Origin of the sequence: Streptomyces sp. NBC_01335 (assembly GCF_035953295.1) — a bacterium.
Classification (GTDB): domain Bacteria; phylum Actinomycetota; class Actinomycetes; order Streptomycetales; family Streptomycetaceae; genus Streptomyces.
On record NZ_CP108370.1, the window covers coordinates 7,072,866 to 7,089,249 of the forward strand.

The following is a 16,384-nucleotide window of genomic DNA, read 5'->3' on the forward strand; positions in this document are numbered from 1 at the left end:
GAGATCCATGGAGATGAGAAGAAGCAGGAGAAGCACAGGCATGCTCGTGGCCGCGCTGTCCGCGGCGATGGCGTTGACGGCGACTTCCGCGTCGGCGACGGCTTCCGCCTCCTACGTGGTGACTCCGGGAGGCGCTTTCTCGGGACACGGCGCACCCGCGACCTGGGCCTGGCCCGCGATGTCGTTCTACTGCTCCGCGACCGACGTGGCCGGATCCTTCGTACCGGCGCCCGTCGGAAGCGTGGTCGGAACGGTGAGCTCCGTGGCGTTCAGCGGCTGCACGCTCGCCGGCATCGCCTACAGCATCACCCTGACGTCGGGCGCCCGGCCGCTCACCGCGACCGGGGCGGTGGCGGGCCGGCCCACCTGGGTCGGCGTCTCGGTGAGCGGGCTGGCCTTCCGTATGACGGGGACCGGCTGCACGGCGAATTTGGGGGGCAGCCTGACCGGCCACTACGAGAACGGCACCGGATACCTGGTCGTCGACGGCTCCACCATGACGGTGAGCGCCGCCAACTGCCTGGGCCTGCTCCAGGCGGGCGATCCGACCGACCTCGACGCCGACTACGCCGTCACCCCGCACCAGACCATCCAGGTCTCGTAGCGGAAGGCAGCGTACGGCAGTGGGGCCACCCTCGAACCGAGGGTGGCCCCACTGTCGTACGGCCGTGCGGGGAGAGTCAGGGCCGTCGGGATCGGGCTGAGCCCAGCCCGATCCCGACGGAAGGCTCTACTTCACGGCCGAGTGCCAGTACCGGGCGAGGTCCTTGCCGGCGTTCGGGGCGGCGGCGCCCGGGTCGTTGATGGTGACGACGTTGGTCTGCGCGTTGTTCAGCGTCACGCTGTTGGTGCCTGAGGCGGCGGGCAGGCCCGTCTTGAGGTTGACCGCCCAGTTGAGCAGTCCGAGACCGCAGCCGTTGGCGCCGGGAGCGGCGAAGGTGGTGTCCGACTGCGTGGCGCCCGCGAGGCTGATGCGGCCGAGCACGCCCTCGGGGTTGTCGGAGCCGTCCCCGTTGAACTGGAAGGAGCCGACCGTGGGCAGGGTCGAGTTCTTCGGGCGCAGCAGGATCGGGGCGGACGAGCTGCCGATGTAGCAGTTGTCGCCCAGCAGCGGGTTCGTCAGGTGGATGCGGACCGGCAGGGTGATGATCGGCGTGGTGGTGCCGAGGCCGGCCAGGAGCTTGAAGTCCGAAGGGTTGTTGACGGACTCGATGGTGGCCGTCACCCGGTTGAGGTTGACGTCGGCGAGGCTGTTGCAGATGCCGGTGATCACGAAGATGTCGCTCGGGCACATCAGCCCGAGGAGACCTCCGGGGATGTCCGCCGGTGCCGCGACCAGCGCGCCGCCTGCCGGAGAGACCGCCGTCGAGGTGTTGTTGGGGTGGGTCACCACGCCGAGCTGGAGGTCGCTCGCGCCGAACGGGACCACGGTGTTGCCGAGCTTGATGGAGCCGCTCGCGGAATGCGAGGAGACGCAGACCGCGGTGTCGGTGGCGCCGTCGGCGGCCAGCATGGCCGCCGAGTCCACCGGGCACCGGGTGAAGGACGCCCAGTTGCCGTTGAGGGTCGTGGCGGCCGTGGCGGATCCCATGGACGCGAAGGCGCCGAGGGCGGTGAGGCCGGCCAGCAGTCCCATGCGCGTCCGGTTCGAAGTGGCTCTCATGTCATCCCCTTTGACGGCAGCCGCCGTACGGGCGGCGGCATGCGCGGAGTTGCTCGGAAAGCGCCCGGTGAATCGGGCGCCGAGAACGGGCGGTGCGTCCGCCGAGGGAAGCGGCTCCGGCGGCGACGAGAATCGCTACGGTGAAATGAGCGCTGAATCGATGGGATCTGCTCCCGAGTGGCTCCGCTCTTATCACCGAGCCGTGACGTTACTGGCGGGTCACACCGGTGCACAATGGCGGCGTTTGACAATCCTCGAAGGCGGCCTTGTTCTCGTGCCTGGGTGAGTGCCTATCCGGCCATTCTTGTCAGATGGTGAGCGGAGAGCTCGTCCCGCGAAATGCGGAGCCCAGGTTTCCGTTTGTGCGGGTCGCCCGGCCGGCGCATACCGCGCGGGGCGGGCGTGACGTGCGGGGATGCGGCCGGAGGGCGGGCCGGGCGACGGGGAAATTGTTACCCGGGGACAGTTCTGGCGGCCGGACTGCTCACTTCTCGCGCAGAAATACGGGGCCGTAGGTTTGGCCGGGAAAACTTGGACGACGTGTATTGCCTGCCAGGTTACCCGCCCGTAGCCTCGCCCCGTGAGCACCCGGCGAAGTGTGCGGGTCTCCGCCGTCACGTGCGGGATCGGAACCCGGAGCGGCCCGCCGCACCGGTCCACCCTCCCGGGAGCCCACCGTCCCGCCACCCCCCTGCGGCCCGGACTCTCGCCCCTCGGGGGCACCTCGACCCCGGCTCCCCGGGGCGGGGATCCCCCGCCTGCGCCGTCCGTGGTGAATACGCAGCAAAGAACAAGATTGCCGCCGGGTTTTGTCACTCGATGACAAGTGTGCCGATCTTTGGCCTCTTGACCGTTCGAGGGCTTGTCCTGGTGGCACCCGTGAACTTAACGTGCGCCCGTCGGCGCATTTCTGTCACTTCGTGAGTGCATGCAGGAGGTGGGATGGGAATCGAAGTCGTCGTCGAAGGCCTTACCAAGTCTTTCGGCAGACAGAACATCTGGCAGGATGTGTCACTCACGCTTCCCGCCGGTGAGGTCAGCGTCATGCTCGGGCCGTCCGGCACCGGGAAGACCGTGTTCCTGAAATCCATCATCGGGCTCCTCAAGCCCGAACGGGGACGCGTCCTCATCAACGGTGTCGACATGGTGAACAGCCCCGAGCGGGACATCTACGAGACCCGGAAACTCTTCGGGCTCATGTTCCAGGACGGCGCCCTTTTCGGCTCGATGTCCCTCTTCGACAACATCGCCTTCCCGCTGCGCGAGCACACGCGCAAGACGGAGTCCGAGATCCGTCGCATCGTCATGGAGCGCATCGACATCGTCGGACTCCTCGGGGCGGAGGGGAAGCTGCCCGGGGAGATCTCGGGCGGCATGCGCAAGCGGGCCGGCCTCGCGCGCGCCCTGGTCCTCGACCCGCAGATCATCCTCTGCGACGAGCCGGACTCCGGCCTCGACCCGGTGCGCACCGCCTACCTCTCGCAGCTCCTGATCGACCTCAACGCGCAGATCGACGCGACGATGCTGATCGTCACCCACAACCTCGACATCGCGGCCACCGTCCCCGACAACATGGGGATGCTCTTCTCCCGCAACCTCGTCACCTTCGGCCCGCGCGAGGTGCTGCTCACCAGCGACCTGCCGGTGGTCTCGCAGTTCCTCTCCGGCCGCCGCGAGGGGCCCATCGGCATGTCCGAGGAGAAGGACGCCGCCCTGCTCGCCGCCGAGGCCTCCGGCGGCCACGGCCCCGGCGGCCACGCCGGCCAGGGGCCGCGCGGCGTCGTCCCGCAGCTGGAACCCTCGCCCGGGATGCCCGTACGGCAGGGCGCCCTGCGCCGCCGCGAGCGGGTCGCCGCGATGATGCACCAGCTGCCGGTCGCCGCCCAGCACGCCATCCTGCGCAGCCAGACCACGACCACCGGCGGTGCGCGCCCGTGACCGCCGAGATACCGGTGCGGCCGGCCGAGCCGCCACAGAAGCCGCCACCCGCGCCCGTACCGTCCCCGCAGCCCGTCCAGAAGCAGCCCTCACGGTTGCTCGCACCGCTGCGGGAGACCGGGAAGCTCTTCGCCCTCGGGGTCGCGGTGACCCGGGCCGTCTTCCGACGCCCCTTCCAGGCGCGGGAGTTCATCGAGCAGTTCTGGTTCATCGCCAGCGTCACCATCCTGCCCGCCGCGCTCGTCTCCATCCCGTTCGGCGCCGTCATCGCCCTCCAGGTCGGCTCGCTCACCCAGCAGCTCGGCGCCCAGTCGTTCACCGGCGGCGCCAGCGTCCTCGCGGTCATCCAGCAGGCCAGCCCGCTCATCGTCGCGCTGCTCATCGCGGGCGCCGGCGGCTCCGCGATCTGCGCCGACCTCGGCTCCCGCAAGATCCGCGAGGAACTCGACGCGATGGAGGTCATGGGCGTCTCGCCCGTACAGCGCCTCGTCGTCCCGCGCGTCCTCGCCACCATGTTCGTCGCCCTGCTGCTCAACGGCCTGGTCTCGGTCGTCGGCACCCTCGGCGGCTACTTCTTCAACGTGATCATGCAGGACGGCACCCCCGGCGCCTACCTCGCCAGCTTCTCCGCGCTCGCCCAGCTCCCCGACCTGTGGATCAGCGAGTTCAAGGCCCTCATCTTCGGCTTCCTCGCCGGGATCGTCGCCGCCTACCGCGGCCTCAACCCGCGCGGCGGCCCCAAGGGCGTCGGCGACGCGGTGAACCAGTCCGTCGTCATCACCTTCATGCTGCTGTTCTTCGTGAACATGGTCCTCACGGCGGTCTACCTCCAGATCGTCCCCGCGAAGGGGAGCTGACCGATGTCCATGCTCAGCTGGCTCGACCGCTCCGGCGACCAACTCAACTTCTACGTACGCGCGTTGATCTGGATCCCGCGCACGCTGCGCCGCTACACGAAAGAGGTGCAGCGCCTCCTCGCCGAGGTCGCCTTCGGCAGCGGCGGCCTCGGCGTCATCGGCGGCACCATCGGCGTGATGATCGCGATGACGCTCTTCACCGGGACCGTCGTCGGCCTCCAGGGGTACGCCGCCCTCAACCAGATCGGCACCTCCGCCTTCACCGGCTTCATCTCCGCCTACTTCAACACCCGTGAGATCGCGCCCCTGGTGGCCGGACTCGCGCTCTCCGCGACCGTCGGCGCCGGCTTCACCGCCCAGCTCGGCGCGATGCGGATCAACGAGGAGGTCGACGCCCTGGAGGCGATGGGCGTCCGCTCGATGCCCTACCTCGTCACCACCCGGATCATCGCGGGCGTCGTCGCCATCATCCCGCTCTACGCGATCGGGCTGCTCTCCTCGTACGTCGCCTCCCGGTACGTCACCGTCCTCTTCAACGGCCAGTCCGAGGGCACCTACGACCACTACTTCAACCTCTTCCTCTCCCCGGACGACGTGCTGCTCTCCGTCCTCAAGGTGCTGATCTTCAGCGTGCTGGTGATCCTCGCCCACTGCTACTACGGCTTCCGCGCCGAAGGCGGCCCCGCCGGGGTCGGCATCGCGGTGGGCCGCTCGGTGCGCAACGCGATCGTGCTGATCAGCGTCACCGACTTCTTCCTCTCGCTCGCCATCTGGGGCGCCACGACGACCGTGAAGGTGGCCGGCTGATGAACGCGCAGACGGTACGCCGCAGAGCCGCCGGGGTCACCTTCCTGCTGGTGCCCGCCGTGCTCGTATGGGTCTCGGTCTCGGTGTACCAGAAGGACTTCCAGGACGACGCCACCGTGACCGTACGCACCGGCTCGGTCGGCAACGAGATGCACGACAACGCCGACGTGAAGCTCCGCGGCGTCGTCGTCGGCCAGGTCCGCTCCATCACGGCGGACGGCGACGGGGCCCGGCTCACCCTCGCCATCGACCCGGACAAGCTCCACCAGGTCCCCGCCGACGTCACCGCCCAGATGCTGCCCACCACCCTCTTCGGGGAGCGGTTCGTGGCCCTCGTACCGCCGCAGGTGTCCTCCGGGGAGCCGCTGCGCGCCGGGGCGGTCATCCCGCAGGACCGCTCCAGCAACGCCATCGAACTGGAGCAGGTGCTCGACAACGTCCTGCCGCTGCTCACCGCCGTGAAGCCGGAGAAGCTCTCGGCCACCCTCACGGCCGTCTCCCAGGCGCTCGAAGGGCGCGGCGAGAAGCTCGGCGACACCCTCGTCACGCTGGACGCCCACCTGAAGAAGCTCAACCCCCAGCTCCCCACGCTCAACCGGGACATCCAGGAGCTGGTGAAGGTCAGCTCGGTCTACGCGGACGCGGCGCCGGACGTCGTCGACGCGCTCACCGACTTCACCACCACCAGCGGCACCATCGCCGACCAGGAGGCCGAACTCGCGGGCCTGTACGGGACGACGACCGCCTCCGCGAGGGACGTCACCGCCTTCCTGCGGAAGAACAAGGACAACCTCATCCGGCTCTCCGCCTCCGGCCGCCCCACCCTCGAACTCCTCGCGAAGTACGCCGACGAGTACCCCTGCACCCTGCGCACCATGGCCGGCATGGTGCCCGCCATGGACAAGGCGCTCGGCAAGGGCACCGACCAGCCCGGCCTGCACGTCACCCTCAAGACCGTCCCGTCCAAGGGGAAGTACGTCGCAGGCCGCGACACCCCGAGCTACACGGCCACCGGCGGCCCGCACTGCTACACCGTGCCGTACCTGGGCGCCACCGCCCCCACCGCCGAGAGCCTGGTGGCGGCGGACAGCGGCACGGACACCGGCGCCGACTCCGCGGCCGCCGACAGCGCCACGGACACGGCCGCCGGCGAACGCTCCCTGGGCGTCGCCAACTCCCCCGAGGAGAGCGCGCTCGTCAACGAACTCGTCGCTCCCACACTGAAAGTCCAGCCGCAGGACCTGCCCGACTGGAGCAGCGTGCTCATCGGTCCGGCCTTCCGCGGTGCGGAGGTGAAGCTCAAGTGAAGCGCCGCTCCCTCGCGGGCCCCCTCACGAAATCGATCGTCTTCGTCCTCGTGACGACCCTGGCGACCACCGTGCTCGCCCTCTCCATCGCCAACACCGGTGTGGGCGACACCACTTCGTACAAGGCCCGGTTCACCGACGCCACCGGGCTCGTCGTCGGCGACAGCGTCCGCATCGCCGGGGTCAAGGTCGGCCAGGTCGAGTCCATCGGCCTCGCCGACCGCCGGGTCGCCGAAGTCCGGTTCGCCGTACGCAAGGGGCGTACGCTCCCCGCCTCGGTCACCGCGTCCATCAAGTACCTCAACATGGTGGGCCAGCGCTACATCGACCTCGACCAGGGCGCCGGACCCGTCGGCCGGAGCTTCGCGGCCGGGGCCACCATCCCGCTCGCCCGCACCACCCCCGCGCTCGACCTGACCCAGCTCTTCAACGGCTTCCAGCCGCTCTTCGAGGGCCTCTCGCCGCCCGACGTCAACGAGCTCGCCGGCTCCATCGTGCAGGTGCTCCAGGGCGAGGGCGGCACGGTCGACAGCATCCTCAGCCACGTCGGCTCGCTCACCACGACCGTGGCCGCCAAGGACAAGGTCATCGGCGAGGTGATCAAGAACCTCAACGAGGTGCTGAAGACGGTCAACGACCGCGAGGCCGGGTTCACCGAACTGGTCGACACGCTCCAGCAGCTGGTCACCGGGTTCGCCGGGGACCGCAAGCCGCTCGGCGAGGCGGTCACCGCGATGGGCGCCCTCACCACGGTCACCGCCGACCTCTTCGAGGACGGCCGGAAGCCCCTCAGGGACAGCATCAAGCAGGTCGGCCGGCTCTCCGACCAACTCGGTGACGCCACACCGGAGATCGAGAACTTCCTGGCGAAGACCCCGGCCAAGATGGAAGCGATCACCCGCCTCACCTCGTACGGGTCGTGGATGAACCTCTACCTCTGCGAGGCCAGGATCTCCGGGGTCACCACCAGCGACGGCAGCGCGCCGCCCACCGGCATCGCGATCACCGAACCGAGGTGCACGGCGTGAACATCACCCCCATCAGGGAACGCAACCCCGTCGCGGTCTCGGTCGCCGGCCTCGTCGTCCTCGGCCTCGTCGGGTTCGCCGCCTTCCACGCCGACGCGCTGCCCCTCGTCGGCGGCGGCACGACCTACACCGCCGACTTCTCCGAGTCCGCCGGGCTCTCCGACGGCGACGAGGTCCGCATCGCCGGCGTGAAGGTCGGCGAGGTCACCGGCGTCGCGCTCGACGGCGCCAAGGTCAAGGTCACCTTCCGGGTGAAGGACGCCTGGATCGGGGACTCCAGCACCGTCGGCATCGCCATCAAGACCCTGCTCGGCGACAAGTACCTCGCCGTGGACCCGCTGGGCACCACCTCCCAGGACCCCTCCCGTCGCATCGGGGCCGACCGCACCACCTCCCCGTACGACGTCACCCAGGCGTTCAACGGGCTCGGCGAGACCTTCGACGAGATCGACACCGACCAGCTCGCCGCGAGCTTCGACGCGATCTCCGACACCTTCAAGGACTCCCCGGCCCACGTCCGCAGCGCCGCCGACGGCCTCTCCGCGCTCTCCCGTACGGTCTCCGCGCGCGACGCCGAACTCGCCACCCTGCTCAAGGCGAGCAAGCAGCTCACCCGGACCCTCTCCACCAAGGAGAGCTCCTTCGAGGCGCTGCTGAAGGACGGCAACCTCCTGCTGGGCGAGATCCAGGCCCGCCGGGACTCCATCCACCAGCTGCTCACCGGCACCAAGAACCTCGGCATCCAGCTCACCGGCGTCGTCCAGGACAACAACAAGCAGCTGAAACCCACCCTGGACGCCCTCGGCAGGGTCACCGCCGTCCTGGTGAAGAACGAGGACAGCCTCGACAAGGTCCTCTCGATGGCCGGCGACTACAACCGGCTCGTCGGCAACACCCTCGGCAACGGCCGCTGGTTCGACAACTACGTCTGCGGGGTCGTGCCCAAGAACTACCTGCCTGCCGACGCGACCCCGGCGACCGGATGCATGCCGCCCAAACAGGAAGGGGGCAGCTGAAGATGAGACTCACGCGCGTCATCGGCATCGGCGCGGGACTCGCGGTCGTGGCCGTCGCGGCGACCTCCGGAGTGATGGCCCTCGACCAGGAGGGCACCACCACCGTCACCGCGTACTTCGACCGGGCCACCGGCGTCTACGCGGGCTCCGACCTGCGCATCCTCGGCGTCAAGGTGGGCAGCGTCACCTCCGTCGAACCGCGCGGCGAACAGGTACGGGTCACCCTCCGCGTCGACAAGGACGTCAAGGTCCCCGAAGGGGCGCACGCGGTGCTCGTCGCCCCCAGCCTCGTCGCCGACCGCTACATCCAGCTGGCGCCCGCCTACACCGGCGGCGCCACCCTCGCCGACGGCGCGGTGCTCCCCGCCGAGGGCAACGCCGCCCCCGTCGAGGTCGACCAGCTCTACGCCTCCATCACCGAACTCTCCACCGCGCTCGGCCCGGACGGCGCCAACGCCAACGGCGCGCTGGCCCGGCTCCTCGACACCGGGGCCAAGAACCTCGATGGCAACGGCAAGGCCATCGGCGACTCCATCGCGGAGTTCGGCAAGGCGACTAAGACCCTGGACAAGAGCAGCACCGACCTCTTCGACACCCTGTCCTACCTCCAGTCCTTCACCACCATGCTCAAGGACAACGACGGCGAAGTCCGCTCGGCCGAGCAGCAGTTGAACTCCGTCACCGGCTTCCTCGCCGAGGACAAGGAGAATCTGAGCGCCGCCCTGGCCGAACTCTCCACCGCCCTCGCCCAGGTGAAGACCTTCATCGAGGACAACCGCGAGTCGCTCAAGACCAACGTCGACGCGCTCGTGCCGCTCACCCAGGTCCTCGTCGACCAACGGGCCTCACTCGCCGAGTCCTTGGACACCCTCCCGCTCACGGCCGGTAACCTCGTCAACGCGTACGACCCCGTCAACCGCACCCTGGACGGACGGACCAACCTCAACGAGCTGAGCATGGGCGGCTACTTCCCCGACCAGCCCTCGGCCGGCACCACGACGACCGGCACCACGGCATCCGGCACCACGGCGTCCGGCAGCGGCGGCGCGGCGAGCCTGAGCGGACTCGCCGCGGTGGACGCCTCCCGCCAGGCGGAACTGCCCGTCCTGCCGCTCCCCGCCGTCGGCACCGTCTACGGCACGCCCGAGAAGACGGCCACCGGTACCGACCGGTCCGGTACCGACACGTCCGGTACCGAAGAGAAGGAGGCCGGCCGATGAGCAGGGCCGCGTACCGACCCAGGGGCCGGGTGATCGCCGGGGCGGCCGGAGTGGCCGCGGTGGGCGTCGCCCTGGTCCTCGTGGTCACCCAGGTCGACGCCCCGTCGTTCAACGGGATCGAGCAGCTCCCGCTGCCCGGCGGCGCCGACCTCGGCGACCACCCGTACGAGATCACCGCGGACTTCGCCGACGTACTCAGCCTCGCCCCCCAGTCCTCCGTCAAGGTCAACGACGTCGCGGTGGGCCGGGTGACCGACATCGCGCTCGGCCGGGACGGCTGGACCGCGAAGGTCACCATGCGGATCAACGGGAGCGTCGACCTCCCCGCCAACGCCCTCGCCCACCTCGAACAGTCCAGCCTCCTCGGCGAGAAGTTCGTCCAGCTCTCGCCGCCCGCCGAAGGCAAGGCGGAGGGCGCCCTCGCGGACGGCGACCGCATCCCGCTCGACCGCACCAACCGCAACCCGGAGGTCGAAGAGGTCCTCGGCGCGCTCTCCCTGCTCCTCAACGGCGGCGGGGTCAGCCAGCTCAAGACCATCACCACCGAGCTGAACAAGGCACTCACCGGACAGCAGCCGGAGATCCGCTCGATGCTCCAGCGGGTCGACACCCTCGTCACCGACCTGGACGACCACAAGGAGGACATCACCCAGGCCCTCGACGGCGTCAACCGGCTCGCCGCCACCCTCGCCGCCCGCAAGCAGGACGTCGGCACCGTCCTCACCGGCCTCAGCCCCGGCCTCAAGGTCCTGGAGGAGCAGCGCGGCCAGCTGCTGACCATGCTGAGCTCGCTCGACACCCTGTCCACCGTCGCCGTCGACACGATCAACAAGAGCAAGGCCGACATGATCGCCGACCTCAAGGCCCTCGCGCCCACCCTCCAGGCGCTCGCCGACTCCGGCGACGCGCTGCCCGACTCCCTCCAGGTGCTCGCCACCTACCCGTTCACCGACGAGATCCTGCGCGGCGTCAAGGGCGACTACCTCAACGTCTACCTGGACATGACCGCCGCCCCCGGTTCCCAGATCGTCCCGCCGTACGACCCGAACGCGACGAGCACCCCGGAAACCCCGACGGCGGAGACGGCGTCCCTCGCCTCCCTGCCCCTGCCGCTTCCCTCGGTGACCGCTTCGAGCACAGGGAGCGACCGATGATCACCACGGCCATCCGCCTCAAGAACATCGCCTTCCTCGTGATCTCGGTGCTCGTCCTCGCCTTCCTCGGATTCCGCTACGCCGACCTCGGCCACTACGTCGGGCTGCGCGACTACTACACCGTCACCGTTCAACTGCCGCAGACGGGCGGGCTCTTCAGCCACTCCAACGTCACCTACCGGGGCGTCTCCGTGGGCCGGGTCGGCCCCATCGAACTCACCGACGAGGGTGTCGAAGCCGAACTGCGCATCGACAACGACTCCCCGCCCATCCCCGACAGTCTCACCGCAGTCGTCGCCAACCTCTCGGCGGTCGGCGAAGAGTACGTCGACCTGCGCCCCACCCGCTCCACCGGCCCGTTCCTCGGCAACGGATCGGTGATCGACCAGGCCGACACCACCATCCCCGCACCCCCCACCGACGTACTCGTCAGCGTCAACGACCTGGCGTCCTCGGTGGACCTGGAATCGCTGCGCACCGTGGTCGACGAGTTCGGCACCGCGCTGGCCGGCCGGGGCGAGGACCTCCAGGTCCTGCTGGACACCGGCAGCGAGTTCGTCGACGCCGCCGACAAAGCCCTCCCCGCCAACATCAAGCTGATGCAGGACGGCGAGACGGTCCTGCGCACCCAGGCCGAACAGGGCGACGCGCTCAAGGGATTCGCCGACGGGGCGAAGGACCTGGCCGCCGAGCTCAAGGGCTCCGACAGCGATCTGCGCCGGCTGATCGCCGCCACCCCCGGCGCCGCGACCCAGCTCAGCGCCCTCATGCGCGACCTCGACCCGGAATTCGGCGTGGTGGTCGCCAACCTCCTCACCACCTCCGAAGTCGCCGTCACCCGCCAGCGCGGCATCGAGGAACTCCTGGTGAAGCTGCCCGCCGTGGCCGCCGCCGGAGCGAGCGTGGTGGACGAGGACGGCGCACGGTTCGGCATGGCCGTCACCTTCTTCGAACCCCTGCCCTGCACCGCCGGATACGGCGACACCGTCTACCGCAACGGCCTCGACACCACCCAGGGACCCGCGGTCAACACGAAGGCGCGCTGCACCGCGTCCCCCGGCACCGGCATCGAGGTCCGGGGCTCGGCCAACGCCCCGAAGGGCGGCGCGGTCCCCGACCCGGTGAAGCCGGTGACGACCCTGACCGGCTCCGCGTCGGACACGCTCCTGCCCGGAGCGCTCTCCTCCGGCTCCGTCGCCTCCACCTCCGCCACGGGAGCGTCCACCACCATGGCCGGGCTGCTCGGACTGGGAGGAGGAGCGTGAGCGCGCGGGCGAAGAACCTCACCGGCTGGGCCGTCCTCCTCGCCGCCGTGCTCGTCTGCGCGCTGGGCGGCTGGTCGTACGCGGCGGCCCGGGGCGACGACTCCGTCTCGTACGCCAAGAGCCGGGACGCCGCCCTCGCCGCCGGGCGGAGCCAGCTGGCCCGGCTGAACAGCATGGACGGCACCGACGCCGCGAAGATCGACGCAGGGCTCGACGGCTGGCTGAGCGTCACCGCCGGGCCGCTCCACGACCAGTTGAAGAGCACCCGCGCCAAGGACGCGGCCGCGTTCCGGACGGCCGGCACCAGCGCCAAGGGCACGGTCACGGACGCGGCGCTCACCGCCCTGGACGAACGCGGCGGTACGGCGCAACTGATCGCCACCGTCGAGGTGAAGGTCACCCCGCGCACCGGAGCCGCCGGCACCGAACGCAAACGGTTCGAGGCCGCCCTGGAGCATACGGGCGACGGCTGGAAGGTCAAGGCACTCACCGCCATCCCCGTCGGAGCGGCCACATGAGCGCGGCGCGGACGGGCACGGCGGCCCCGCACGACAGGGGCGAGCACGACAGTGCCGAGGACGAAGGCGGCGAGTACGACGGCGATGAGCGCGGCAGCGGAGAGGCGGCGGCGGTGAGCGTTACCGGCCAGGACGTGGAGAAACGTTCCGACGAGGCGCCCACCGCCACGGAGGCCGCCGGTCCCACGGGCGAAGGCGACTCCACGGCGGAAGGCGCCCCTCCCGAGGACGGCGCGCCCGGGGCCTCGCCCGGTACGGGGGCCCGCTGGCGGCGCGTCCTCGCGGGCGTCCTGGTCGTCCTGCTGATCGCCGCCGGAACCGGCCTCTTCGTACGCGGCCGGCAGATCCGGGACACCCCCGCCACCGCCAACCAGGCCCTGACCGACACGGCCGCCACCGACCGCGTCACCGGTGACGTCAGCAGTGCCCTCGCCACGGTCTTCTCGTACGCGCCGGGTACCACCACCGCGACGAAGGCCTCCGCCCAGCACCTTTTGGCGGGAGCGGCGCTCAAGCAGTACGCGGCGCTCTTCGGGCAGGTCGAGAAGCAGGCGGCCGACCAGAAGCTGACGCTCACCACCAACGTCGTGCGCGCCGGGGTCACCCGGCTCACCGGCGACAGCGCCCACCTGCTGGTCTTCCTGGACCAGGTGTACGAGCGCGAGGGCAAGGCCGCCACCACGGCCGCCGCCCAGCTCTCCATCACCGCCCACCAGCAGGACGGCGTCTGGCAGATCGTCGACATCACCTCCAGGTGACGAGGCACAGCGACACGGTGCCGGCCCGCACGGTGGCCGGCAGGGGAGAGGCAGCGATGGCACGGGCAATCAAGGCGACGAACCCGCTGGTGCGGGCGGCGAGTGCGCTGGCACTCGTGGCGGCGGTCGCGGCGGGCTGGGGCGGCTGGTCCTGGTACTCGGCGGCGCACGACGACTCCGCCTCGTACGCACAGGCCCGCGACGACGCCCTCGCGGCGGGCGAGCAGGCCGTGCAGAACATGAACACGCTCGACCACTCCCGGCTCCAGCAGGGACTGGACAGCTGGGAGGACTCCACGACCGGAGACCTCCACCAGCAACTCGTCGACGGGCGCGACGCGTTCGTGAAGCAGATTGAGACGGCGAAGACGAAGAGCACCGCCCAGGTGCTCTCCGGCGCCGTGACCGAACTCGACGAACGGGCCGGCAAGGCGAGCCTGATGGTGGCCCTGCGCGTCACCGTCACCGCGCCGGAGGGCGACCCGGCGGTGAAGGAGAGCCGGATGCTCGGCCAGCTCACCCGGACCTCCCAGGGGTGGAAGCTCAGCGCCCTCGGCCAGGCGCCCGTCGGCAACACCGCCGGCTGACGCCGCCACTCCCGCCACCCCGCCCCACCCCGAGAGGAACCCCGGACATGTCGACGACCCGTCACCTCGTCAACCGGCAGCGCAGACTGGCCACCGTCGCCGCCGACCGCGCCACGGCGCCCCACGCGACCTCCCCGGAAGCCGGGGAAGGGGACGCCACGGACGTCGCCGGAGCGGACGCCGGTGACCCGCGTGCCGGCGATCCGGCCGACGACCCGGAGCCGTCCGACGCAGCCGACGGGGCGGAGGCGGAGGACGAGGGCTCCCCGGCCGGGACGGAGGCGGAGGCTGATGCCGGGGCCCCGGAACGCCGGACGCGCCGCCTCCGTATCAGCCTCCCCGCCCTCCTCTGCGTACTCACCGTGCTGCTCGGTGTCTTCGCCGCCTGGGCGTTCACCTCCGCCGCCACTCTGCGCGACGACCCGAGCCGCCGGAACACCGCGCTCACCGACATCGCCCGCACCAGCGAGGTCAAGGGACAGATCACCGAGGCGGTCGGCGCCGTCTTCAGCTACGACTACGCCTCCACCGAGAAGTCCGACCGCGCCGCCAAGACCTACCTGACCGGCAAGGCGGTGCAGCAGCACCAGGACATGCTCGCCGAGGTACGGGAGCAGGCCCCCAAGCAGAAGCTCGTCCTCACCACGACCGTCACCGAGAGCGCGGTCGAACGGCTCGACGGCGACCGGGCGCGACTCCTCGTCTTCGCCGACCAGAGCAACACCCGCACCGGCGCCAAGGAGGAGACGACCTACGCCGCGGCCATGTTCGCCGTGGACGCGGTCCGCAGCGACGGCCGCTGGCGCATCGCGGCCATCGACACCTTCACCCAGTGACCCGGGGAGAGACGGACAGATGAGGTTCAACGGCTCCATGCGGCGCGGAATCACCGGCACGGCCACCGCCGTCGCCGCGATGGCCGCGCTCACGGCCTCGCAGGCACCGGGATTCGCGGGCGCCGCGCACCACGACGAGGCGAAGAACGTGGCCACCGACGAGGTGGTCTGGACGCACGTGCCCAACGACGACTCGTACCACACCGAACTGCCGCCCCTGAAGTCACCGACTCCGCTGACGCCCCCGAAGCCGGGCGTGAAGCAGACCCCCGCCGTCGTCCGCGCCTGGGCCGAAGCGGGCATCCCGGCGACCGTGCTCGCGGCGTACCGCAAGGCCGAGGCCACCGTCACCCGGACCGACGGTTCCTGCCGCCTGCCGTGGCAACTCCTCGCCGCCATCGGCAAGGTGGAGTCCGGGCACGCCGCCGGCGGCAGGGTGGACAAGGCCGGTACGACCCTCACCCCGATCCTGGGCCCCGTCCTGAACGGCGCCGGGTTCGCCAACATCCCGGACACCGACAACGGCGCCTACGACGGTGACCGCACCTTCGACCGGGCCGTCGGGCCGATGCAGTTCATCCCGTCCACCTGGGCCCACTGGGGCCAGGACGGCAACGGCGACGGCCTCAGGAACCCCAGCAACGTCTACGACGCCACGCTCGCCGCCGGCCGCTACCTCTGCGCGGGGACCCGTAACCTCTCCGTCGGCGCCGACCTCGACCGCGCGATCCTCAGCTACAACCACTCGGACACCTACCTGCGCACGGTGCTGTCCTGGATGGCGTACTACGGCGACGGAGCCCACCCGGTCCCGGACGGCCAGGGCCCCCTGCCCACCACCCCCGGCGCGGGCGGCCCCACCGAACCGTCCGCCCCGGTCGGCGGCCCCGGCACCATCGTCATCGGCCCGCAGCCCACCGGCAGCCCCCGCCCGTCCACCTCGCCCACCCCCACCCCGTCCGGCTCGCCCGACCCCGGCACCACCCCGGACCCGAGCACGACCCCGGACCCGGGCACCACCCCGGACCCCGGCACCACGCCCGATCCGAGTACCACGCCCGACCCCGGCACGACCCCGGACCCGACCGACACCGGGACGCCCGACCCGACGGACCCGGCCACGACGGACCCCACGGACCCGGCGACCACCGACCCCACGGACCCGGCCACGACCGAGCCCACCACCCCCTCCACGACCGACCCCGAGCCCGGCTGCACGGACCCGGTCACCGACCCCTCCGCCGACCCCGAGCCCACCGGCGACCCGTGCGCCACGCCGACCGACGGGGCGACGGCGTAGCAGCAGCGGGCGGCGCCGGCCCAGGTCACCGCTGACCCGGACCGGCGCCGGCCCAGGTCACCGCTGACCCGGACCGGCGCCGGCGCGGGTCACCGCCGGCCGAATCGGCGCCGGGTCTCGTCGTCGGCCG

16 protein-coding genes are annotated in these 16,384 nt (G+C 70.9%); 15 read left to right on the forward strand and 1 reads right to left on the reverse strand.

Annotation, left to right across the window (positions count from 1 at the left end; translation table 11 throughout):
• The first annotated feature begins 40 nt into the window (after window positions 1-40).
• A complete protein-coding gene (locus OG599_RS30150; RefSeq protein WP_327179128.1) occupies window positions 41-604 on the forward strand; it encodes a hypothetical protein in 564 nt (187 codons plus the stop codon).
• 126 nt (window positions 605-730) lie between these two features.
• Here OG599_RS30150 and OG599_RS30155 read toward each other — a convergent pair whose 3' ends face one another.
• Window positions 731-1,663, reverse strand: a complete 933-nt coding sequence (locus OG599_RS30155) for a hypothetical protein (protein WP_327179129.1) — start codon at window positions 1,661-1,663, stop codon at window positions 731-733.
• A gap of 942 nt (window positions 1,664-2,605) precedes the next feature.
• On the opposite strand from OG599_RS30155, the gene OG599_RS30160 reads away from it, so the two are divergent.
• From OG599_RS30160 to OG599_RS30225, 14 genes are all read left to right on the forward strand, one after another.
• Window positions 2,606-3,601 (forward strand): ABC transporter ATP-binding protein, encoded by a 996-nt coding sequence (locus OG599_RS30160; RefSeq protein ID WP_327179130.1) that lies wholly within the window; start codon window positions 2,606-2,608, stop codon window positions 3,599-3,601.
• Entirely contained in the window at window positions 3,598-4,458 is an 861-nt protein-coding gene (locus OG599_RS30165) for an MlaE family ABC transporter permease (protein ID WP_327179131.1), read from the forward strand. The genes OG599_RS30160 and OG599_RS30165 overlap by 4 nt, the downstream gene beginning before the upstream one ends.
• 3 nt (window positions 4,459-4,461) lie before the next feature.
• Window positions 4,462-5,265, forward strand: a complete 804-nt coding sequence (locus OG599_RS30170; protein WP_327179132.1) for an MlaE family ABC transporter permease — start codon at window positions 4,462-4,464, stop codon at window positions 5,263-5,265.
• Complete coding sequence (locus OG599_RS30175) at window positions 5,265-6,572, forward strand: MCE family protein (protein ID WP_327179133.1); 1,308 nt, start codon at window positions 5,265-5,267, stop codon at window positions 6,570-6,572. Before OG599_RS30170 ends, OG599_RS30175 begins: the two co-directional genes overlap by 1 nt.
• Window positions 6,569-7,600 (forward strand): MCE family protein, encoded by a 1,032-nt coding sequence (locus OG599_RS30180; RefSeq protein WP_327179134.1) that lies wholly within the window; start codon window positions 6,569-6,571, stop codon window positions 7,598-7,600. The genes OG599_RS30175 and OG599_RS30180 overlap by 4 nt, the downstream gene beginning before the upstream one ends.
• The gene (locus tag OG599_RS30185) at window positions 7,597-8,616 is read left to right on the forward strand and encodes an MCE family protein (RefSeq protein ID WP_327179135.1); all 1,020 of its coding nucleotides are present in this window, start codon (window positions 7,597-7,599) and stop codon (window positions 8,614-8,616) included. Before OG599_RS30180 ends, OG599_RS30185 begins: the two co-directional genes overlap by 4 nt.
• Window positions 8,617-8,618: 2 nt before the next feature.
• Entirely contained in the window at window positions 8,619-9,836 is a 1,218-nt protein-coding gene (locus OG599_RS30190; protein ID WP_327179136.1) for an MCE family protein, read from the forward strand.
• Complete coding sequence (locus tag OG599_RS30195; protein WP_327179137.1) at window positions 9,833-10,990, forward strand: MCE family protein; 1,158 nt, start codon at window positions 9,833-9,835, stop codon at window positions 10,988-10,990. Before OG599_RS30190 ends, OG599_RS30195 begins: the two co-directional genes overlap by 4 nt.
• Window positions 10,987-12,255: an MlaD family protein gene (locus OG599_RS30200; RefSeq protein WP_327179138.1), complete on the forward strand. Its 1,269-nt coding sequence runs from the start codon at window positions 10,987-10,989 to the stop codon at window positions 12,253-12,255. The genes OG599_RS30195 and OG599_RS30200 overlap by 4 nt, the downstream gene beginning before the upstream one ends.
• Complete coding sequence (locus OG599_RS30205; RefSeq protein WP_327179139.1) at window positions 12,252-12,773, forward strand: hypothetical protein; 522 nt, start codon at window positions 12,252-12,254, stop codon at window positions 12,771-12,773. Before OG599_RS30200 ends, OG599_RS30205 begins: the two co-directional genes overlap by 4 nt.
• 134 nt (window positions 12,774-12,907) lie before the next feature.
• On the forward strand, window positions 12,908-13,531 hold the full coding sequence (locus tag OG599_RS30210) for a hypothetical protein (protein WP_442809722.1): 624 nt from the start codon (window positions 12,908-12,910) through the stop codon (window positions 13,529-13,531).
• Window positions 13,532-13,587: 56 nt separating this feature from the next.
• Window positions 13,588-14,118, forward strand: coding sequence for a hypothetical protein (locus OG599_RS30215; protein WP_442809591.1), 531 nt, complete (start codon window positions 13,588-13,590; stop codon window positions 14,116-14,118).
• A gap of 47 nt (window positions 14,119-14,165) precedes the next feature.
• Window positions 14,166-14,954, forward strand: a complete 789-nt coding sequence (locus OG599_RS30220) for a hypothetical protein (RefSeq protein ID WP_327179140.1) — start codon at window positions 14,166-14,168, stop codon at window positions 14,952-14,954.
• Window positions 14,955-14,973: 19 nt separating this feature from the next.
• The gene (locus OG599_RS30225; RefSeq protein WP_327179141.1) at window positions 14,974-16,254 is read left to right on the forward strand and encodes a lytic transglycosylase domain-containing protein; all 1,281 of its coding nucleotides are present in this window, start codon (window positions 14,974-14,976) and stop codon (window positions 16,252-16,254) included.
• The last annotated feature ends 130 nt before the right edge of the window (window positions 16,255-16,384 follow it).

Bases quoted from the DNA above. Each gene is read 5' to 3' on its own strand.
- OG599_RS30150 (WP_327179128.1), top strand. From the start codon at position 41: ATGCTCGTGGCCGCGCTGTCCGCGGCGATGGCGTTGACGGCGACTTCC.
- OG599_RS30155 (WP_327179129.1), bottom strand. From the start codon at position 1,663: ATGAGAGCCACTTCGAACCGGACGCGCATGGGACTGCTGGCCGGCCTC.
- OG599_RS30160 (WP_327179130.1), top strand. From the start codon at position 2,606: ATGGGAATCGAAGTCGTCGTCGAAGGCCTTACCAAGTCTTTCGGCAGA.
- OG599_RS30170 (WP_327179132.1), top strand. From the start codon at position 4,462: ATGTCCATGCTCAGCTGGCTCGACCGCTCCGGCGACCAACTCAACTTC.
- OG599_RS30175 (WP_327179133.1), top strand. From the start codon at position 5,265: ATGAACGCGCAGACGGTACGCCGCAGAGCCGCCGGGGTCACCTTCCTG.
- OG599_RS30190 (WP_327179136.1), top strand. From the start codon at position 8,619: ATGAGACTCACGCGCGTCATCGGCATCGGCGCGGGACTCGCGGTCGTG.
- OG599_RS30195 (WP_327179137.1), top strand. From the start codon at position 9,833: ATGAGCAGGGCCGCGTACCGACCCAGGGGCCGGGTGATCGCCGGGGCG.
- OG599_RS30200 (WP_327179138.1), top strand. From the start codon at position 10,987: ATGATCACCACGGCCATCCGCCTCAAGAACATCGCCTTCCTCGTGATC.
- OG599_RS30215 (WP_442809591.1), top strand. From the start codon at position 13,588: ATGGCACGGGCAATCAAGGCGACGAACCCGCTGGTGCGGGCGGCGAGT.
- OG599_RS30220 (WP_327179140.1), top strand. From the start codon at position 14,166: ATGTCGACGACCCGTCACCTCGTCAACCGGCAGCGCAGACTGGCCACC.
- OG599_RS30225 (WP_327179141.1), top strand. From the start codon at position 14,974: ATGAGGTTCAACGGCTCCATGCGGCGCGGAATCACCGGCACGGCCACC.